We start from the raw sequence: 15,612 nt of genomic DNA, 5'->3' as shown, positions 1-15,612 counted from the left end.
TCAATGCTGCAGACTCGCCCAGAACGCGCACTGATGCACCTGGTCGTAGTCAGTGACCAAACGGCTGCCGTCGGGGCGCAGCGACATCCGGCTGTCGTGGTCACCGCCGGTCAGCTGCGGCCATTCCGGTGCCCCGTCAGCACTGGGCCGGCCGTCGCGGACGAACGAACTCCAGTAGTCGATCATCTGATCCGACAGGGCGACCTGCTCCGGCGCGGGCGGCGGCGCTCCGCCCATGTTGAAGATGTAGCGCAGATCCAGCGAATGGCTCGCACCGACGGGGAAAGGCAAGTGGCGCAGCGGGTCCGGCGTCGGCGGCGCCGGATCGGCGAACTCGTACCCATATACCGGGGCGTCCGCGACCAACGCGTCGCCGATGCGGTCGGCCACACACGCGAATGCACCGTCGGTGACCGCGGTCGAATAGGCGACCGCCGCGCTGCCGCCGTAGCGGTTCAGCGGGTAGCGCTCTGCCACCGCGGCGGCGTCGGCGCCGAACGTGGACTGCAGCAGGTGCGGGTAGCCGTCGGCATGGAAGCGCTTGCCCGCACGCAGATACTGCAGGGCAACGAACAGGGTGAACTCATCGCGGGTGGTGCCGATCATCACCGGGACCCGAGCGGCACCGCCGGTGCTGATGGCCCGCATCGGATCGACCGGCAGCAACGTCGTCCCCGAGACCGGCCCACTGAGCATGTTCTCGCCGATTCCGTAGTACCACACCGGCTTTCGCAATTTGTCCACCGGCAGACCGCGCAGACAGTCAGCAGCGACCGCCGGATCGCCACATCCCGCGGCACTGGCGTAGGCGAGGCTGGACCGCGTGGCCTCGGCTAGCGCACCCTGGGCCTGGCACGGCCCACTGGCGATGATGGCACCCCGGAACAGGCCGGCCGACTCTGGCGCGACGAGGTGGTCGCACACCGACATCCCGCCGGCCGACTCACCGGCGATGGTCACCTTGCCGGGATCGCCGCCGAACGCGGCAATGTTGTCGCGCACCCAGCGCAGCGCCGCCTGCTGGTCGGCCAGGCCGTAGTTGCCGACGTCGGGGCCGGTGCCCAAAGCGGGGTGAGCCAGGAATCCCAGAGCGCCCAGCCGGTAATTGACCGTCACCACCACGATGTCGCCGCGGGTGGTCAGCCGCGTCGAGTTGTAGATACTGCTGGAGCCATTGATGAACCCACCGCCGTGCAGCCACACCAGCACTGGTCGACGCTCGCCAGAAGCCTGCACCGGTGGCGTCCAGACGTTGAGGGTCAGGCAATCCTCGCTACTGTTGCGCCCCATCTCCAGATCCCCCTTGGGGTCCTGGATGCAGCGCGCGCCCGGCTTCGCACCATCGCGCGCCCCGTCCCACGTCGGCGCGGGAGCCGGCGGACGGAAGCGAAGCGGACCCAACGGCGGTGCCGCATAAGGGATTCCACCGAAGAAGCGCAGATCTGGATTGACCGTCCCGCGGACGGTCCCCGTCGCGGTGTGCACCAGCGCCGGATCAGCTGTCACCGCATCGGGCGCCACGGCGGTGGCACCGTCACTGTGCGAGTCCAGGCCGCAGCCGGCCACCAGCAGCACTGCCCCAGCCACTGCTGCAGCGCGCTGCAGCAGTCTGCGTAGGTGGGCGGACGACACGAGCACCCAGCGTACTGAACTCGGCCGAACGCGGCCGATAAATATTTGCGGCGACCCCCTCCCCACAGCGCATCGAACGACCTAGACTCCGCTTGACAGCTGTCAAGTACGCGCCTGTGTGAGGAGTTCAATGAGTGCACCCATCACCGACGAGGCCGCCAAGGTTCTCGCCGACCCAACCGCCTACGCCGACGACAACCGGCTACACACGGCACTCACTCGGCTGCGAGCTACCAATCCCGTTGCCTGGGTGGACAATCCACCGTATCGGCCGTTCTGGGCGGTCACCAAGCACGCCGACATCATGGCCATCGAGCGCGACAACAACCTGTTCATCAGCGAGCCGCGCCCACTGCTCATGAAGGCCGACGACGAAGACCTGCTGAAGGCACAGGCCGACGCCGGCATGGGGTTGCGCACACTCATCCACATGGACGATCCGCACCATCGCAAGATCCGGGCGATCGGCGCCGACTGGTTCCGGCCGAAGGCGATGCGCGACCTCAAGGTCCGCGTCGACGAACTGGCCAAGCGGCACGTCGACCGGATGCGCGACGCCGGACCGGAATGCGACTTCGTCGAAGAGATCGCGATCCAGTTCCCGCTCTACGTGATCATGTCGCTACTCGGCCTGCCCGAGGAGGACTACGACCGCATGCACACCCTGACGCAGCAGCTGTTCGGCGGCGACGACGACGAGTACAGCCGCGGCCAGTCCCCCGAAGAACTGTTCAGCGTGCTGCTCGACTTCTTCGGGTACTTCGCCACGCTGACCGCGTCGCGGCGGGCCAACCCCACCGAGGACCTGGCGTCGGCGATCGCCAACGGCCGCATCGACGGCGAACCGCTCAGCGACATGGACACCGCGTCCTACTACGTAATCGTCGCCACCGCCGGACACGACACCACCAAGGACGCCATCTCCGGCGGGTTGCATGCGCTGATCGAGAATCCCGGCGAGCTGGCCCGGCTGAAGGCGAATCCAGACCTGATGCCCACCGCCGTCGAGGAAATGATCCGGTGGAGCACGCCGGTGAAGGAATTCATGCGCACCGCGACCGCCGACACCGTCGTGCGCGGTGTGCCGATCGCCGAAGGCGAATCCGTCTATCTCGCTTACGTTTCCGGCAACCGCGACGAAGAGGTGTTCACCGACCCGTTCCGCTTCGACGTCGGGCGCGAGCCGAACAAGCACCTGGCATTCGGCTACGGCGTGCATTTCTGTCTGGGTGCGGCGCTGGCCCGCATGGAGATGAACAGCCTGTTCACCGAGCTGCTGCCCCGGCTGGATTCGATCGAATTGGCCGGTTCGCCAACGCTTTCCGCGACGACGTTCGTCGGCGGCTTCAAGCACCTGCCGATTCGGTATTCACTCCGCTGATCCGGTGGGTCGCCAGGAATCCGTCGACGGCAGCAACGGCGATCTGCCGGTAGTCGAAATCGGGCAGCGTGCTGAGCTTGCCCAGCACGATCGGCCCGAGTAGTAGGGCCGTGGCCCGCAGCCGGTCGACGTCACCGAGTTCGGCGATGGCCGCGGGACTGGACAGCACCGCCTCGAACGGCGCCGCGTATTGCTCAGCCACCCGCTCTCGCAGGTTCCGGATCTCGGCGCTCTCGGTACCCGTCGCCACCCAGGGCACGTGTTCGAGGTTGCTGCCGAGCGCCAGCCAGGACATGGCCGTCAGACTCACCGGCGCCTCGGCGATCAGTTTCGCCTGCGCGTACACCAGCGCGATCAACCGCTCGCGTAACTCCCCCTCCGCGGGCGGCACTGGGGCCGGGGGAATGAGTGCGTGAAATGCCGCTGCCAGCAAGTCATTTCCACTGGGATAGTGCCGATAGAGGGTGGCCCGGGCCACGTTGGACGCACGAATCACCGCATCGACAGTCACGGCGCTGGGGCCACCGGAACGCAGCAAGGCAGTAGCCGCCTCCAGCAAGCGCGCCCGGGAGCGCGCCGGCCGGGGATCACCGTGTTCGCTGGACACCGCCGAATCACCTCCGGATAACAAACGAGACTGTTAGTCTCGCTTCAAGACCATCGGTCTTGAAGCTACCGGAAGGTCTGCGAATGGTCGACAAGGCGCGAACGGTGAGCCCCGACGTGGAAATCCTCCCCGCGACGGCCACACCACCGACCTCCCGTCGCCGAGCCTGGACCCTATATGTGGCGTGTTGCGGTGTGCTGCTCGTGATTTCGTCGATGGTGGCGCTCAATACCGCGCTCGGCGACATCGCGATGGCCACGTCAGCGAACCAGACCCAGCTCACCTGGATCATCGACAGCTACACCCTGGTCCTGGCCTGCCTGCTGTTGCCGGCCGGAGCCATCGGCGACCGCTACGGCCGCCGCGGCGCCCTACTGTTCGGGCTGGCTGTCTTCGCGCTGGCCTCGATCGTTCCGGCGCTGAGCACTCAACCCGTGCACATCATCGCCGCCCGGGCGGTGGCCGGCGTGGGTGCCGCGTTCGTGATGCCCGCGACGCTGTCCCTGATCACCGCCTCGTACCCGGCTGCGGAGCGCACCAAAGCAGTCGGCGTCTGGGCCGGCATCGCGGGCTGCGGCGGGGTGTTCGGCATGCTGGGTTCCGGTGTGCTGCTGCACTTCTGGCCATGGCAGTCCATCTTCTGGGCATTCACCGGAGCCAGCCTCGCTCTCATGGCGTTGACCGCGACCATCGCAAGTTCGCGCGATCCGGAGGCCCGGCCGCTGGATGTGCCCGGCGCGCTGGTCATCGCAGCGGCCGTGGCCTTGCTGGTGTACGGCATCCTGTCGGCCCCCGACCGGGGCTGGACGCATCCGGTGGTCCTTGGCGGCATCGCCGGCGGGGTGCTCCTGGCGGTGGCATTCGCCGTCGTCGAGTTACGTACCCGGTATCCGCTGTTGGACGTCCGGCTCTTCCTCGATCGCCAGTTCGGCACCGGGGCCGCTGCCATCACGGTGCTGTTCCTGGTGATGTTCGGCTTCTTCTATCTGTCGATGCAATTCATGCAACTGGTCATGGGTTACAGCCCGATCGGGACCGCACTCGCGCTGTCTCCCCTCGCCGTCCCGATGCTCATCCTCTCTCCGCTGTCGTCCTGGTATCTGCCCAAGCTGGGGCTGCGCCTCGTGGTATTCGCCGGCCTGTGGCTGCTGTCCGCGGGCCTGCTGTGCTTGTGCCTGGTGCGAGTGGATTCGTCGTACTGGGAATTGGCATGGCCGCTGCTGGTGGTCAGCACCGGAGTCGGAATATTCACCGCCCCAACGACTTCAGCGATCATGACGTCAGCGCCCGACGACAAGCAAGGCGTGGCGTCAGCGGTCAACGACACCACCCGAGAGGTAGGAGCGGCCCTCGGCATTGCGTTGACCGGCTCACTCCTGGCCGCCGGCTACACCAAGCACATCGGGCCCGCGGTAGCCGGCTTCCCCGCCCCGGTCGGCGACGCCGCGCGCGGCTCGCTGGCCGGCGCCGTAGCCGCCGCGCCGCATCTGGGACCGGTCGGTGGTCAGCTCGTGGCCGTGGCCCGGGTGGCGTTCCTGCATGCCATGCAGACGTCACTGGTGGTGCTGGCATCGATCACCGCGGTCGCCGGCGTGCTGATCGCGTTGTGGGCGCCCGGTCGCGAGCACACACCACCGAATAGCCGCTAGGACACGATGAATCGGGCCGCGCGATGCGCCAGCATGACGACCGTCGCATGCGGGCCCCGTCCCGTGATGCCGGGCAGCGCGGCACCGTCGGCCACCCACAGCCCGTCGATGCCGCGTACCCGGCAGCGGGGATCGAGGACGGCGCGCTCGTCGCCGTCCGCTCCGATCGGCGCCGTGGCCGACAGATGCTGCGCGGTGGACCAGGCGGGTTCGCCGTCGATGACGGCATCGCCGAACAGGTCCCGACACAATTCGTAACCGACTTGTAGCGCGGCGGCATCAGCCGGGTCGGAGTCGTAGCGGTGCTCGATGGTGGGCCGCACGTCGGGGTCGTCCGATACCAGCAGAACCCTGCCCTGCGCGCGCGGCCGCATCAGCGAGATCCCGAGGTGCACCGGATCCGAACCACCGGCGGCACCACCGGTCATGGCCGCGAATCCCCAGGTGTACGGCCGGATTTCCAGCTGCTCGGTGGTGAGCAGCAATTCGAGCGGCGGACGGCCGGGATCCGCGGGCCAGGTGGTCGGCACGACCCATTCCGGATGATCGGCGCACGCGACGCCCACCGGCAGGTCGGCCACCACCGGTACGCCGACGCCCCGCAGCTGCGCGGCCGGGCCGATCCCGGACAGCATCAACAGATGTGCGGATTCAATTGCCCCGGCGCACAACACAATCCGATCGGCATACCGGTCGACCGGACCATCGGGGCCCAGGCAGCGCACCCCCACCGCGCGGGCCCCGTCGAACAACAGCCGCAGCACGCGCGTCCCGGTGAGCACCGTCAGGTTGTCCCGGCCGCGCGCGGCCGCCAGATAGACCTCACCCGGACCGTGCCGGTGACCGGTGTCGTCGATGTTCAGCGGCACCGCACCGAGGCCGGGCCGCATCCCGGCCGCGGCATTGAGATCGTCGACCCACGGGTACCGAGCCCCGGCCGCGTCACGGAAAGCCTGTGAGGACGCTGCGAATTCGCTGATACGGCGCACCGGCACCGGACCGGCCGAACCGTGTTCGGCACCGCCGCTCGATCCATGTTCGGCACCGCCGCTCGATCCATGTTCGGCACCGCCGCTCGATCCATGTTCGGCACCGCCGAAGTCGTGGTCCGTCTCGATGGCGCGATAGTGCGGCAGCACGTCGGACCAGGCCCAGCCCGGCACCGCCCAGGCGTCGAAGTCCGACGGCCAGGCCCGGCAGAAATAGCCGCCGTTGATCGCCCCGGACCCGCCCAGCACCCGCCCCCGCACGATGTCCGCAGACCGCGCCGGATTCTGCGTCAGCGTCGTCCGGTGCTGTCGCGTGACGGTGCTGTCGACGCCGATGGGCAGCACCCAGCCCGGCTCCGGACGGACGGTGCCGCCGGTCTCGAGCAGTGTCACCTGACAGGCGGGATCGACCGAAAGACGCTCGGCCAGAACACAGCCGGCGCTACCGGCCCCGACGATCAGGACGTCATCGCGGCGCGGGATCAAGTCCGGATCTGCGGCTTGAGCGCACCCAGATGCCGCTCGCGCACCACGCCGCCCCACAGTCCGAGACCGTAGGCGATGTCATCGAGGCGCTTGAGCAGCAGGTAGGCCAGCAGGCCCACGCGCTGGGTGTTGTCGTCCACCGTGTGGTGGCGGCGGGCCCAGTCGACGACGCCGTCCACGATCGCGGCGATCAACACCACTTGCCGCCAACGCCGGAAACACACCGCCAGCACCAGCGCCACCGGCCAGTAATGCCGGCACAGCGCCGCAGCGAGTTGCAGGGCCGCAGCCCATAGCCCCTGCGCGGCCACGGCGGCGACTTCCCGCGGTTCGGTGTCGATCGATCGCAGCGAGTTTGCGATGCGCCGGCCGGTGATCGCGGCGGCGATGGTCGAGGCGAGGTAGCCCACCCCGGACCCCATGCCCAGCAGCACCCAGACCACCAGGGTCCAGCCGGAGATCACCAACGGCGCGGTCTTGCCCGGGTGTCGCACCGACAGCGGCGCAGCCGAGGAACCGTAAAAGGCCTTGCGGGCGAACCACTCTCCCAACGCGGTGCGGTGATCGTGGCCGACCAGCGCGATCGGTTCGTACCGCAGCCGGGCCCCGGCCTCGATGAACCGCCAGCACAGGTCCACGTCCTCACCGGACTGCAGCGACTCGTCGAAACCGCCCACCTGGTCGAGCGACGCGCGCCGGCAGACGATGGCTGCGCTCGGCACATAGGCCACCATGCCGTACGGCACCACCGGTGCTTCCCGCATGCCGAGGTCCAGTGACGAGCGCACGGCCTCGTAGCGAGCGATCAGATTGTCGGGCTCGTGCAGACCCACGATGCGCGGCGCGACCAACGCGACGGCCGGGTCGCAAAAGTGCCCCAGCAGCGCTTCCAGCCACCCGCGACGCGGCACCACATCCGAGTCCAGGAACGCCACGAAATCCGTCTCGCAGGCGGCCAGTCCGGTGTTGCGGGCCGCCGCGGGCCCGCGGCTGACGTCATGCCTGAGCACGCGGACGTCGCAGTGGCCGGCCAGGTCGCAGAAGTCCGCGGCCTGCAGCGGCACCACGGAGCCGTCGTCGACGACCACCACGCGCATGCCGCGCAGGGACCGCACCAACCGGGCGACGCCAACTGCGTTGTCGCGTACCGGAACAACGACGGTGACGTCGAGGTGCGACGGCCCGGTCGCCGGCCGCGGGTGGGCGACCGTGGCGTCGAGCAGGGTGCGGGCCAGCTGCGCACTCTGCGCGTCGTGGACCTCCAAGCGGCCGCGGTCGAGCATGGTCTGCGCCGCCGGAGCCAGGCGCAGCAATCGCGTCGGCGATCCACCGAGCAGTGCGGCGCCCTCCCCCAGCACCTTGACCCGACGATCCACTTGGACGGCAAAGCCGTCGGGCAGCCTCGGCCCCGTCACTGTCCCACCCCCGTCACGCGAGCATTCCCCCCGGGCCGGGCTGCCACGTGCCGATCCTGCGCACACAGCTCCCGACCATTTCTGCAAAGATACGGGACCCCTCGTCCGCGGTGGCAGTCGTCGGATCGCCCAGCACCCCCACCGGGCTGACCGCGGCCACTCCGCCACTGCGCAATGCCGGCAGCAGCTCCGGCAACGGCGCGGTGTTGCCGACGACGCTCTCGTCGACCCAGACGTCCGCCGGTGAAAGATGCAGCAGTACAGACGTTTCGGTATGGCCGGCGTGGGCGTCGGCACCGACGGCCGTACACGGGCACCAGGTCACATCGCGCCCCTCGGCCCGCAACAGCGTGGTCGCTGCCGTCAGCGCCGCCACATTGCCGCCGTGACCGTTGACGAACACGATCCGGCCGGCCCAGTTGCAGGCCGACCGGCCGAACTCGACCAGCAAATGCTCCAGCGCCGCCAGGCCGATCGAGATGGTGCCGGGAAAGCTCTCGTGCTCACCGCTCGCGCCGTAGCTGATGGCAGACGCCACCAGCCACGTGGGCTGACCGACGCCGGGCGTCGACTCACGCAGCTGCGCGGCCACGGACCGCGACACCGCCTCAGCGATCCGGGTGTCGGTATCCAGCGGCAGGTGCGGCCCATGCTGCTCGGTGGAACCAAGCGGGACGATCAACGAAGGCTGCATGGATTGCAACTGCCTCGACGTCGAGTTCCCGAGCTCGCTGGGGAAAGGCACCCGCCGATGGTAAGCCGAATTTGCCCGCTGTGCGCCAATTGTTGCCGTATACGCAACAATTCGTAGCGGATGGTCAAATTGTCGCGGTTGTCAAGACCCCATTGACCATCACGGCAGCCACGTCAGCACCGCACGTATCAGCGGACCCGTCGAATCAGGCGCCGGCGCCCAGCGGCGTTAGCCGCCCAGCCGCCGGGTGAAGCCCTCCGGCACCAGGATGTCGTCCGGCCCGAGGTCGTGAATCGAGCCCTTGCCCAGACCACGCAGCGCCGAGTCGATACCGCCGTGCATGATGTCGAGCACGTTCTCGACGCCGGCCTGTCCCTCGGCCGCCAGCCCCCACAGGTAGGCCCGGCCGAGCATCACCGCACGGGCACCGAGCGCCAGCGCCTTGACCACGTCGCTGCCTCGGCGGATACCGCCGTCCAGCAAAACCTCGATCTGGTCGCCGACGGCCTCGGCGATGGCCGGCAGCGCCCGGATCGACGCCGGGGTGCTGTCCAGGTTGTTACCGCCGTGGTTGGACACCGAGATCGCCGAAACACCCGCGTCCACAGCACGTTTGGCGTCGTCGATGCGCATGACGCCCTTGAGCATGAACGGCCCGCCCCACAGCTCGCGCAGCCAGGCGATGTCCTCCCAGGTCGGCGCCGGGGTGCCCATCCACTCGCCATAGGCGTCGAAGAAGGGCGGCGGGGCCTGGCCGTTGATGGCCTGATTGGGCACCGACAGCTCGGGCGGACGCAGAGTCTTGCCCCAGGTCCACATGTAGCGCGGCTTGGTGATGACCTCGGGGCTCATCTTGATGATGGTCTTGAGATCCATCTTTTCCGGAATCTTGGGACTGCCCCAGTCCCGGCCGTGGCTGAAGCTCCAGTCGGTGGTGACGATCAGGCCCTTGGCGCCGGCCGCGCGGGCCCGCTCGGCCCGGGCGGCGATGTCGTCACGGCCGCCGAGCCAGTAGATCTGGAAGAAGGTCTTGGGGTTCGCCGCGATGACCTCTTCCATCGGCTTGCTGGCGAACGACGACAGGCCCATCGCGGTGCCACGGGCCGCGGCGGCGCGGGCGACGGCGACCTCGCCGTCGGGGTTGATCGCCTGCACGCCGGTCGGAGAGATAATCACGGGCAGTGAAATCTCTTGACCCATAACCGTTGTCGCCATCTCGCGCTTGTCCAGCGCGCCGATGACGTGCGGCGCGAAGCCGAGCTCGCCGAATGCCGCGACGTTGTCGGCGACGGTCAAACCCTTCTCACTCGCCGAGATCAGCGAGGAGTAGGCGGACTTGGGCAGCCGCTTCTTCGCGCGCTCCTGCGCGATGGCGACGGTTTCGAACCAGGTATCACGAGCCATGATCAGAGCGGACTTTCGTTACAGAATTTTTGCGGAGCCTTGGCCGGCATGGCCAGGAGCTTGAGCGGGACGGGTCCTTTGCGGCCCCCGCTGCGGGAGTGGTCGAGGTGCGACTTGGGCTTGTCGCGGTCGAGTGCCAGCGCGGGCTCGCCGAAGCCCTGCACGCACTCGGGGTCCGGGCCGTCCATGGGCAGACCCGTGAAGAACTTTGCCGCCATGCAGCCGCCACGGCAGCTGTCGTAGTGCCCACAGCTGCCGCAGGCACCGGCCGACTGCGGTTCCCGCAGTTCACGGAACAGCGGGGCGTCCTGCCAGACGTGCTGGAAACCGTTATCGCTCAGGATGTTTCCGGCCAGGAAGCGCTCATGGATGGCGAACGGGCACGCGTACACATCGCCGACGGGGTCGATCAGGCAGACGACACGACCGGCGCCGCAGAGGTTCAGGCCGGCCAGCGCGCCGGGCTCGCCGAGGCCCGACAGGTGGAAGAACGAGTCACCGGTGAGCACCCGCTCACCCTTGGCGACCAGCCAGTTGTACAGCTGGACCTGCTGCTCGGCGGTGGGGTGCAGGTCGTCCCACACGTCGGCGCCGCGGCCGGACGGACGCAGCCGGGTGATGCGCAGGGTGGCGCCGTAGTTGTCGGCGAGGGCCTTGAAATCGTCGAGCTGGTCGACGTTGTGGCGGGTCACCACGACCGAGATCTTGGCGTCCTTGAAGCCCGCGTTCTTCAGGTTTTCCAGTGCCCGAATGGCCATGGCGAACGAACCCGGGCCGCGCACTGCGTCGTTGATCTCCGCGGTGGCGCCGTCGAGCGAAATCTGAACGTCCACATAGTCACTCGCGGCGAGCTTGGCAGCGACGGCCTCGTCGATGCGCACACCGTTGGTGGAGAACTTGACGCCGACGTGATGCTCGGTGGCGTAGTCGACGAGCTCCCAGAAATCCGACCGCACCGTCGGCTCGCCGCCGCCGATGTTCACGTAGAACACCTGCATGCGCTCGAGCTCGTCGATGATGTCCTTGCACTGCTGGGTGCTCAGCTCGCGCGGGTCGCGCTTGCCCGACGACGACAGGCAGTGCACACAGGACAGGTTGCAGGCGTAGGTGAGTTCCCAGGTGAGGCAGATGGGCGCGTCGAGGCCATGCTCGAACTGCTCGATCAGCCGGGGCACGGGTGCCGTTGCGGTCATGAAGCGGTGGATCCTTCTGGGCTGTTCTGGTCTGCCGGGATCAGCATCTTGGACTGGACCAGCACGCCGAACGCGTGCAGATACGGCCCCTGCTGGTCATCGTCGATGCCGGCGGCGCGGCAGGCGCTGCGGACGTCCGGATGGTCGGCCAGCGTGTTGACGATCTCGACGATGATGCGGTTCTTCAGGAACGAAAGTTTGCGCGTACCAAAGTGATACAGCAGCGCACCGAATGGTTCGGGGCGGACGGCGACCTGGTGGTGCAGGCGCCAGCCGCGGTCAGGATCGAAGGCCAGCGCCGGCGGAGCCGGCAATCCGGCCCCTGCCGGCGGGTCCGAGGTTTCGGCCCCTGCTGACTCCATCCGGGCCGCGGCTGGTGCAGACACGGTCAGTAGACCCCGCACATACCGTCGATCGAGACCTCTTCGACCAGAGTCTCGGTGACCAATTCGGTACCGGTCTCAACCTGCTGATTCGAGTCCATGGATCGCCCCTTTCGCTACCGTGGCAGTTGCCGGTACTCGACAACTGTGATCCAAGTCGCAAGAATATGGCATCGAGTGCCGAAAAGGAAGGGCGGGTCTGATGAGGACCGAATCGGAGCCTCCCGAGCGCGACGCCGGGGCCGTTCCACAGCACGGCCGGGTGGGCCGGCGCCGCTCCACCACGCGCGACCACATCACCCATGTGGCGCTCGAGCTGTTCGCCACCCGCGGCTTCGACGACGTCAGCGTCGACGACGTCGCCCATGCCGCCGGCATCTCCCGGCGCACCCTGTTCCGCTACTTCTCGTCGAAGAATGCCATCCCGTGGGCCGACTTCGACGCGAGTCTGACCAATCTGCGGGACCTGCTCAACGCCGTCCCCCACGACGTGCCGCTGGACGCCGCGCTGCGGTCAGCACTGTTGGAATTCAACAGCTTTGACGAATCCGAGACACCCCGGCACCGCCGCCGGATGCAGGTGATCCTGCAGACCGACGCGCTGCAGGCCTACTCGATGACGATGTACGCGGGCTGGCGCGGCGTGATCGCCTCCTTCGTCGCGCGCCGCTTGGACGCCAAACCGACCGAACTCGTGCCGCAGACCGTGGCGTGGACGGTGCTCGGCGTGGCGCTGACCGCCTACGAACAATGGCTGGCAGACGAGACCGTCTCGCTGCCCGATGCCTTGGGCCAAGCCTTCGACATCGTCCGCCAAGGACTGATTTCCATCTAATTTCGGCGAGGGCGTCGGAAAACGGCCGCCCGACGCGACGATAAGGGTGTGAGCGGCGAATCAGACGGTGATGCTCCGCAGACGCTGCTGGCGCTGTACGACTCGGCGCTGCCCGTGGTCTACGGGTACTTCGTGCGGCGCTGCGGTGATCGGGGCACCGCGGAAGACCTGACGTCGGAGACGTTTCTGGCGGCGATGGACGCTGCCCGTCGTACGGCACCGCCGGTGATCTCGGTGCCGTGGCTGATCGGCGTCGCCCGGCACAAGCTGGCCGATCACTACCGCCGCAGGCACGACCGCTTCACCGTGTCCGTACCCGAAACACCCGAGCCCGCAGAGCCTTTCGACGACTGGGACGCCGAGCTGGACCGGTTGGTCGCCGAGGCCGCGCTGGCCCGGCTGACCGAACAGCACCGCGTGGTGCTGACGCTGCGATATCTGGATGACCGCCCCGTGCCCGAATGCGCCGAGTTGATCGGACGCACCGTGCACGCCACCGAAGCCCTACTGGTGCGGGCGCGGCGGGCATTCCGAACCGAATACCAGGACGGAGGTGCGTCATGACCCTGCACAACAGTCACGACCCGCTGACGGTCCTGGCCGGCGGTGAACTCCCCGTGCAGCCCGACCCGGCCTTCGCGGCCCGGCTGCGGGCGCGCTTGGAGGCCGCCGTCAGCCTCCCGAAAGGAATTGTCATGAGTGGAACCGACACCGCCATCGCCGACCTGAACGCACCCGCCACCGCGGCGGCCCCGGTGCCCCGGCCGGCGGCCCTGCCCTACCTGGCCGTCGCCGACGCGCGCGCCGCCATCGCCTGGTACGGCGACGCCCTGGGCGCCGTCGTCGTCGGCGAACCGATCGTCATGGACGACGGCCGGATCGGCCACGCCGAGCTGGCGCTGGCCGGCGGCGTGCTCTACCTGGCCGACGAGTTCCCGGAGCTCGGACTGAAAGCACCGGCACCCCAATCTGTTTCGGTGAGCCTGATGCTGGCGGTGCCGGATACCGACGCCGCCCTCGCACAGGCCAGGCAAGGCGGCGCGCAGGTGCAGCGAGAACCGTACGATGCCCACGGCGCGCGGACCGCGGTGGTGATCGACCCATTCGGTCACCGCTGGATGCTCACCGGTCCTGACCCCGGCGCCGTCGTCCCGATCCGGCACGGCGACATCGGCTACATATCGGTGCAGACGCCGGACGCCGAGCGGGCAGCCGCCTTCTACGGCCACGTGCTGGGCTGGACCTACGACCCGGACACGCGCAAGGTGACCAGCAACCGAATGCACACCGGCATCTTCGAGACCACCGGCCCACAGACGGTGTTCTGCTGCTACGCGGTCGCCGATCTCGACGCGGCGCGGCAGGCCATCCTGGCCGCGGGCGGACAGGTGGGCACGCCGGAGAACCACGAATGGGGGGCGACCCTCGACGCCACCGACGTGCTCGGCACCGATTTCGCGGTGTTCCAGCCGACGCCGGACATTCCCCGGCCCGAGCTCAACGGTGCAGGGCCAGGCGAACTTTCGTACCTGACCCACGAAGTGGCCGACTCAGCGGCATTCAAGGACTTCTACGGACACGTGCTGTCCTGGACATTCGAGCCCGGCCGCGTCGATGACGGGTGGGCGGTGCAAGAGTGCCAGCCGATGTCCGGGCTGGCCGGCGGCGCCGCGCAGACCGTCGCCGTCCCGATGTGGACAGTGCCCGATGTCGACGCCGCGGTGGCGCGGGTCCGCGAGGCCGGGGGCACCGTCATCGACGAACCCTCGCGCCAGCCGTACGGGATGTCAGCGCTGTGCGCCGACGACCAGGGCGCCCGGTTCTACCTCGGCGCGTTCTGATCAGTCCGCGAAAGTCCGCGCCTGCCGCGGGCTTTCGCGGCCAACGCGCCACACATCGCGAGGAACGTCAAGACCCACGCACCCAAGGCGATCCAGCTCGCGAGATCGCCGATGTCGGTCAGCGCGGGCAGGCCGTCAGCCCGTCCGAGATAGTGCCCGGCCACGCCGTACATCCCGAGCGGGAACACCATGCTCCAGAGCGCGGTGTTGTACCGCAGCGGCACCCGCCGGACGAGGTGCCGCCAGAAACCGGCCGCGATCAGCATCGGGATCAGCCACGTGCCGAAGGCGAAGAACAACACGGCCACCCCGGCGATCAGGCCGCGGGTGGCCACGACCACGGGGGTGTCGGCCATCTGGACGATGCGGGCGCCCGCGAACACGGTGATCGCCGTGGCGCCCATGGCAATCCAGTACGGCGGGGTGAGCTCCTGCGCACTGACGGGATACGTCAGCATCCGCAGCGCGACCAGGATGCCCGCGGCCGCGTACAAGAAGACGCCGACCGACCAGCAGAGCACGGCCAGCAGGGCCAGCGGACGGTTCGTGTCGCCGAGCAGGGGCTGCAGCCCTGCGGCCATGACCGCAACCGATTGGGCGGCGACCACAGCGAGAAACCATGTGCCATTGACGCGGGACAGCGCCGGCTGGTCCGGATGGCTGAGCACCGCCGTCCACGGGATGAGGTACCCGAGGACCAGCCAGGCCACACCCCCGACGATCGCGAGCCACCCAGCGGGCGTGACGTGGCCGTCCAGCAACAGCCGGGCGCCCAGCACATCGGTCGCCGCGACGAAGGTGAACACCGTGAAACTGCGCTCAGGATCGGCCAGATCGGCCCGAAAATCGTTACCGAACACCGTGATTCGCGCGACGTTGCCGGCCACCAGCACCGCATAGGCGACGCCGGCGATCCACAGCAGCACCGCCGACAACGCGTGCAGTTTCAGCAGGCACGTCGCCGTCGACACGATGCCGGTCGCCATGACCAGCGCGAAGTAGCCGGGCTCGAGCGTGCGCACCGCCTCGCGGATACCGGCCCGCGCGTCAGAACTCATGCTTTGATTCTCGCGATTTGCGCACGATTTTCCGCGCTGAACGCG

Annotated in this window: 15 protein-coding genes; 5 read left to right on the top strand and 10 right to left on the bottom strand. The window is 68.4% G+C overall.

All coding sequences use genetic code 11. The features are described 5' to 3' along the window. On the bottom strand, positions 1–1,638 hold the full coding sequence (locus tag TL10_RS03015) for a carboxylesterase/lipase family protein (protein ID WP_043984448.1): 1,638 nt from the start codon (positions 1,636–1,638) through the stop codon (positions 1–3). A 124-nt stretch (positions 1,639–1,762) separates the two neighbouring features. On the opposite strand from TL10_RS03015, the gene TL10_RS03010 reads away from it, so the two are divergent. Beyond that, the gene (locus tag TL10_RS03010) at positions 1,763–3,013 is read left to right on the top strand and encodes a cytochrome P450 (RefSeq protein ID WP_043984447.1); all 1,251 of its coding nucleotides are present in this window, start codon (positions 1,763–1,765) and stop codon (positions 3,011–3,013) included. Here the strand turns inward: TL10_RS03010 and TL10_RS03005 are convergent. After that, positions 2,979–3,620, bottom strand: a complete 642-nt coding sequence (locus tag TL10_RS03005; RefSeq protein WP_082067820.1) for a TetR/AcrR family transcriptional regulator — start codon at positions 3,618–3,620, stop codon at positions 2,979–2,981. The genes TL10_RS03010 and TL10_RS03005 overlap by 35 nt on opposite strands. A gap of 83 nt (positions 3,621–3,703) precedes the next feature. Between TL10_RS03005 and TL10_RS03000 the strand changes: the two genes are divergently transcribed. Beyond that, positions 3,704–5,269, top strand: coding sequence for an MFS transporter (locus tag TL10_RS03000; protein ID WP_082067819.1), 1,566 nt, complete (start codon positions 3,704–3,706; stop codon positions 5,267–5,269). Here the strand turns inward: TL10_RS03000 and mftG are convergent. From mftG to mftA, 7 genes are all read right to left on the bottom strand, one after another. Continuing rightward, on the bottom strand, positions 5,266–6,744 hold the full coding sequence (mftG, locus tag TL10_RS02995; RefSeq protein ID WP_043984445.1) for a mycofactocin dehydrogenase MftG: 1,479 nt from the start codon (positions 6,742–6,744) through the stop codon (positions 5,266–5,268). The genes TL10_RS03000 and mftG overlap by 4 nt on opposite strands. After that, the gene (gene mftF / locus TL10_RS02990; RefSeq protein WP_043401712.1) at positions 6,741–8,159 is read right to left on the bottom strand and encodes a mycofactocin biosynthesis glycosyltransferase MftF; all 1,419 of its coding nucleotides are present in this window, start codon (positions 8,157–8,159) and stop codon (positions 6,741–6,743) included. The genes mftG and mftF overlap by 4 nt, the downstream gene beginning before the upstream one ends. Before the next feature lie 13 nt (positions 8,160–8,172). Next, on the bottom strand, positions 8,173–8,943 hold the full coding sequence (mftE, locus tag TL10_RS02985) for a mycofactocin biosynthesis peptidyl-dipeptidase MftE (protein WP_043401709.1): 771 nt from the start codon (positions 8,941–8,943) through the stop codon (positions 8,173–8,175). A gap of 138 nt (positions 8,944–9,081) precedes the next feature. Next, positions 9,082–10,257, bottom strand: coding sequence for a pre-mycofactocin synthase MftD (gene mftD, locus TL10_RS02980; RefSeq protein WP_043984444.1), 1,176 nt, complete (start codon positions 10,255–10,257; stop codon positions 9,082–9,084). 2 nt (positions 10,258–10,259) lie between these two features. Next, complete coding sequence (gene mftC, locus TL10_RS02975) at positions 10,260–11,450, bottom strand: mycofactocin radical SAM maturase (RefSeq protein ID WP_043401704.1); 1,191 nt, start codon at positions 11,448–11,450, stop codon at positions 10,260–10,262. Next, positions 11,447–11,812 carry a mycofactocin biosynthesis chaperone MftB gene (gene mftB / locus TL10_RS02970; RefSeq protein WP_423136053.1) on the bottom strand — a complete coding sequence of 122 codons (366 nt, stop codon included), beginning with the start codon at positions 11,810–11,812 and terminating at the stop codon, positions 11,447–11,449. Before mftB ends, mftC begins: the two co-directional genes overlap by 4 nt. A gap of 26 nt (positions 11,813–11,838) precedes the next feature. Beyond that, positions 11,839–11,934, bottom strand: coding sequence for a mycofactocin precursor MftA (gene mftA, locus TL10_RS29955; RefSeq protein ID WP_071287456.1), 96 nt, complete (start codon positions 11,932–11,934; stop codon positions 11,839–11,841). A gap of 101 nt (positions 11,935–12,035) precedes the next feature. Here mftA and mftR point away from each other — a divergent pair, with 101 nt between their 5' ends. The 3 genes from mftR to TL10_RS02955 are packed head-to-tail and all read left to right on the top strand — an operon-like array spanning position 12,036 to position 14,509. Then, a complete protein-coding gene (gene mftR, locus TL10_RS02965; RefSeq protein WP_043984443.1) occupies positions 12,036–12,668 on the top strand; it encodes a mycofactocin system transcriptional regulator MftR in 633 nt (210 codons plus the stop codon). Positions 12,669–12,716: 48 nt separating this feature from the next. Then, positions 12,717–13,232, top strand: a complete 516-nt coding sequence (locus TL10_RS02960) for an RNA polymerase sigma factor (RefSeq protein ID WP_043984442.1) — start codon at positions 12,717–12,719, stop codon at positions 13,230–13,232. 2 nt (positions 13,233–13,234) lie between these two features. Beyond that, positions 13,235–14,509: a VOC family protein gene (locus tag TL10_RS02955; RefSeq protein WP_043984511.1), complete on the top strand. Its 1,275-nt coding sequence runs from the start codon at positions 13,235–13,237 to the stop codon at positions 14,507–14,509. Here the strand turns inward: TL10_RS02955 and TL10_RS02950 are convergent. Beyond that, positions 14,491–15,567, bottom strand: coding sequence for a tellurite resistance/C4-dicarboxylate transporter family protein (locus TL10_RS02950; protein WP_043984441.1), 1,077 nt, complete (start codon positions 15,565–15,567; stop codon positions 14,491–14,493). The two genes, TL10_RS02955 and TL10_RS02950, sit on opposite strands and share 19 nt — an antisense overlap. Positions 15,568–15,612: the final 45 nt, after the last annotated feature.

The organism is Mycolicibacterium llatzerense (assembly GCF_000878195.1).
GTDB classification, from domain to species: Bacteria; Actinomycetota; Actinomycetes; order Mycobacteriales; family Mycobacteriaceae; genus Mycobacterium; species Mycobacterium llatzerense.
Note: the sequence above shows the minus strand (reverse complement) of the source record. Positions and strands in the feature narration are given on the sequence as shown.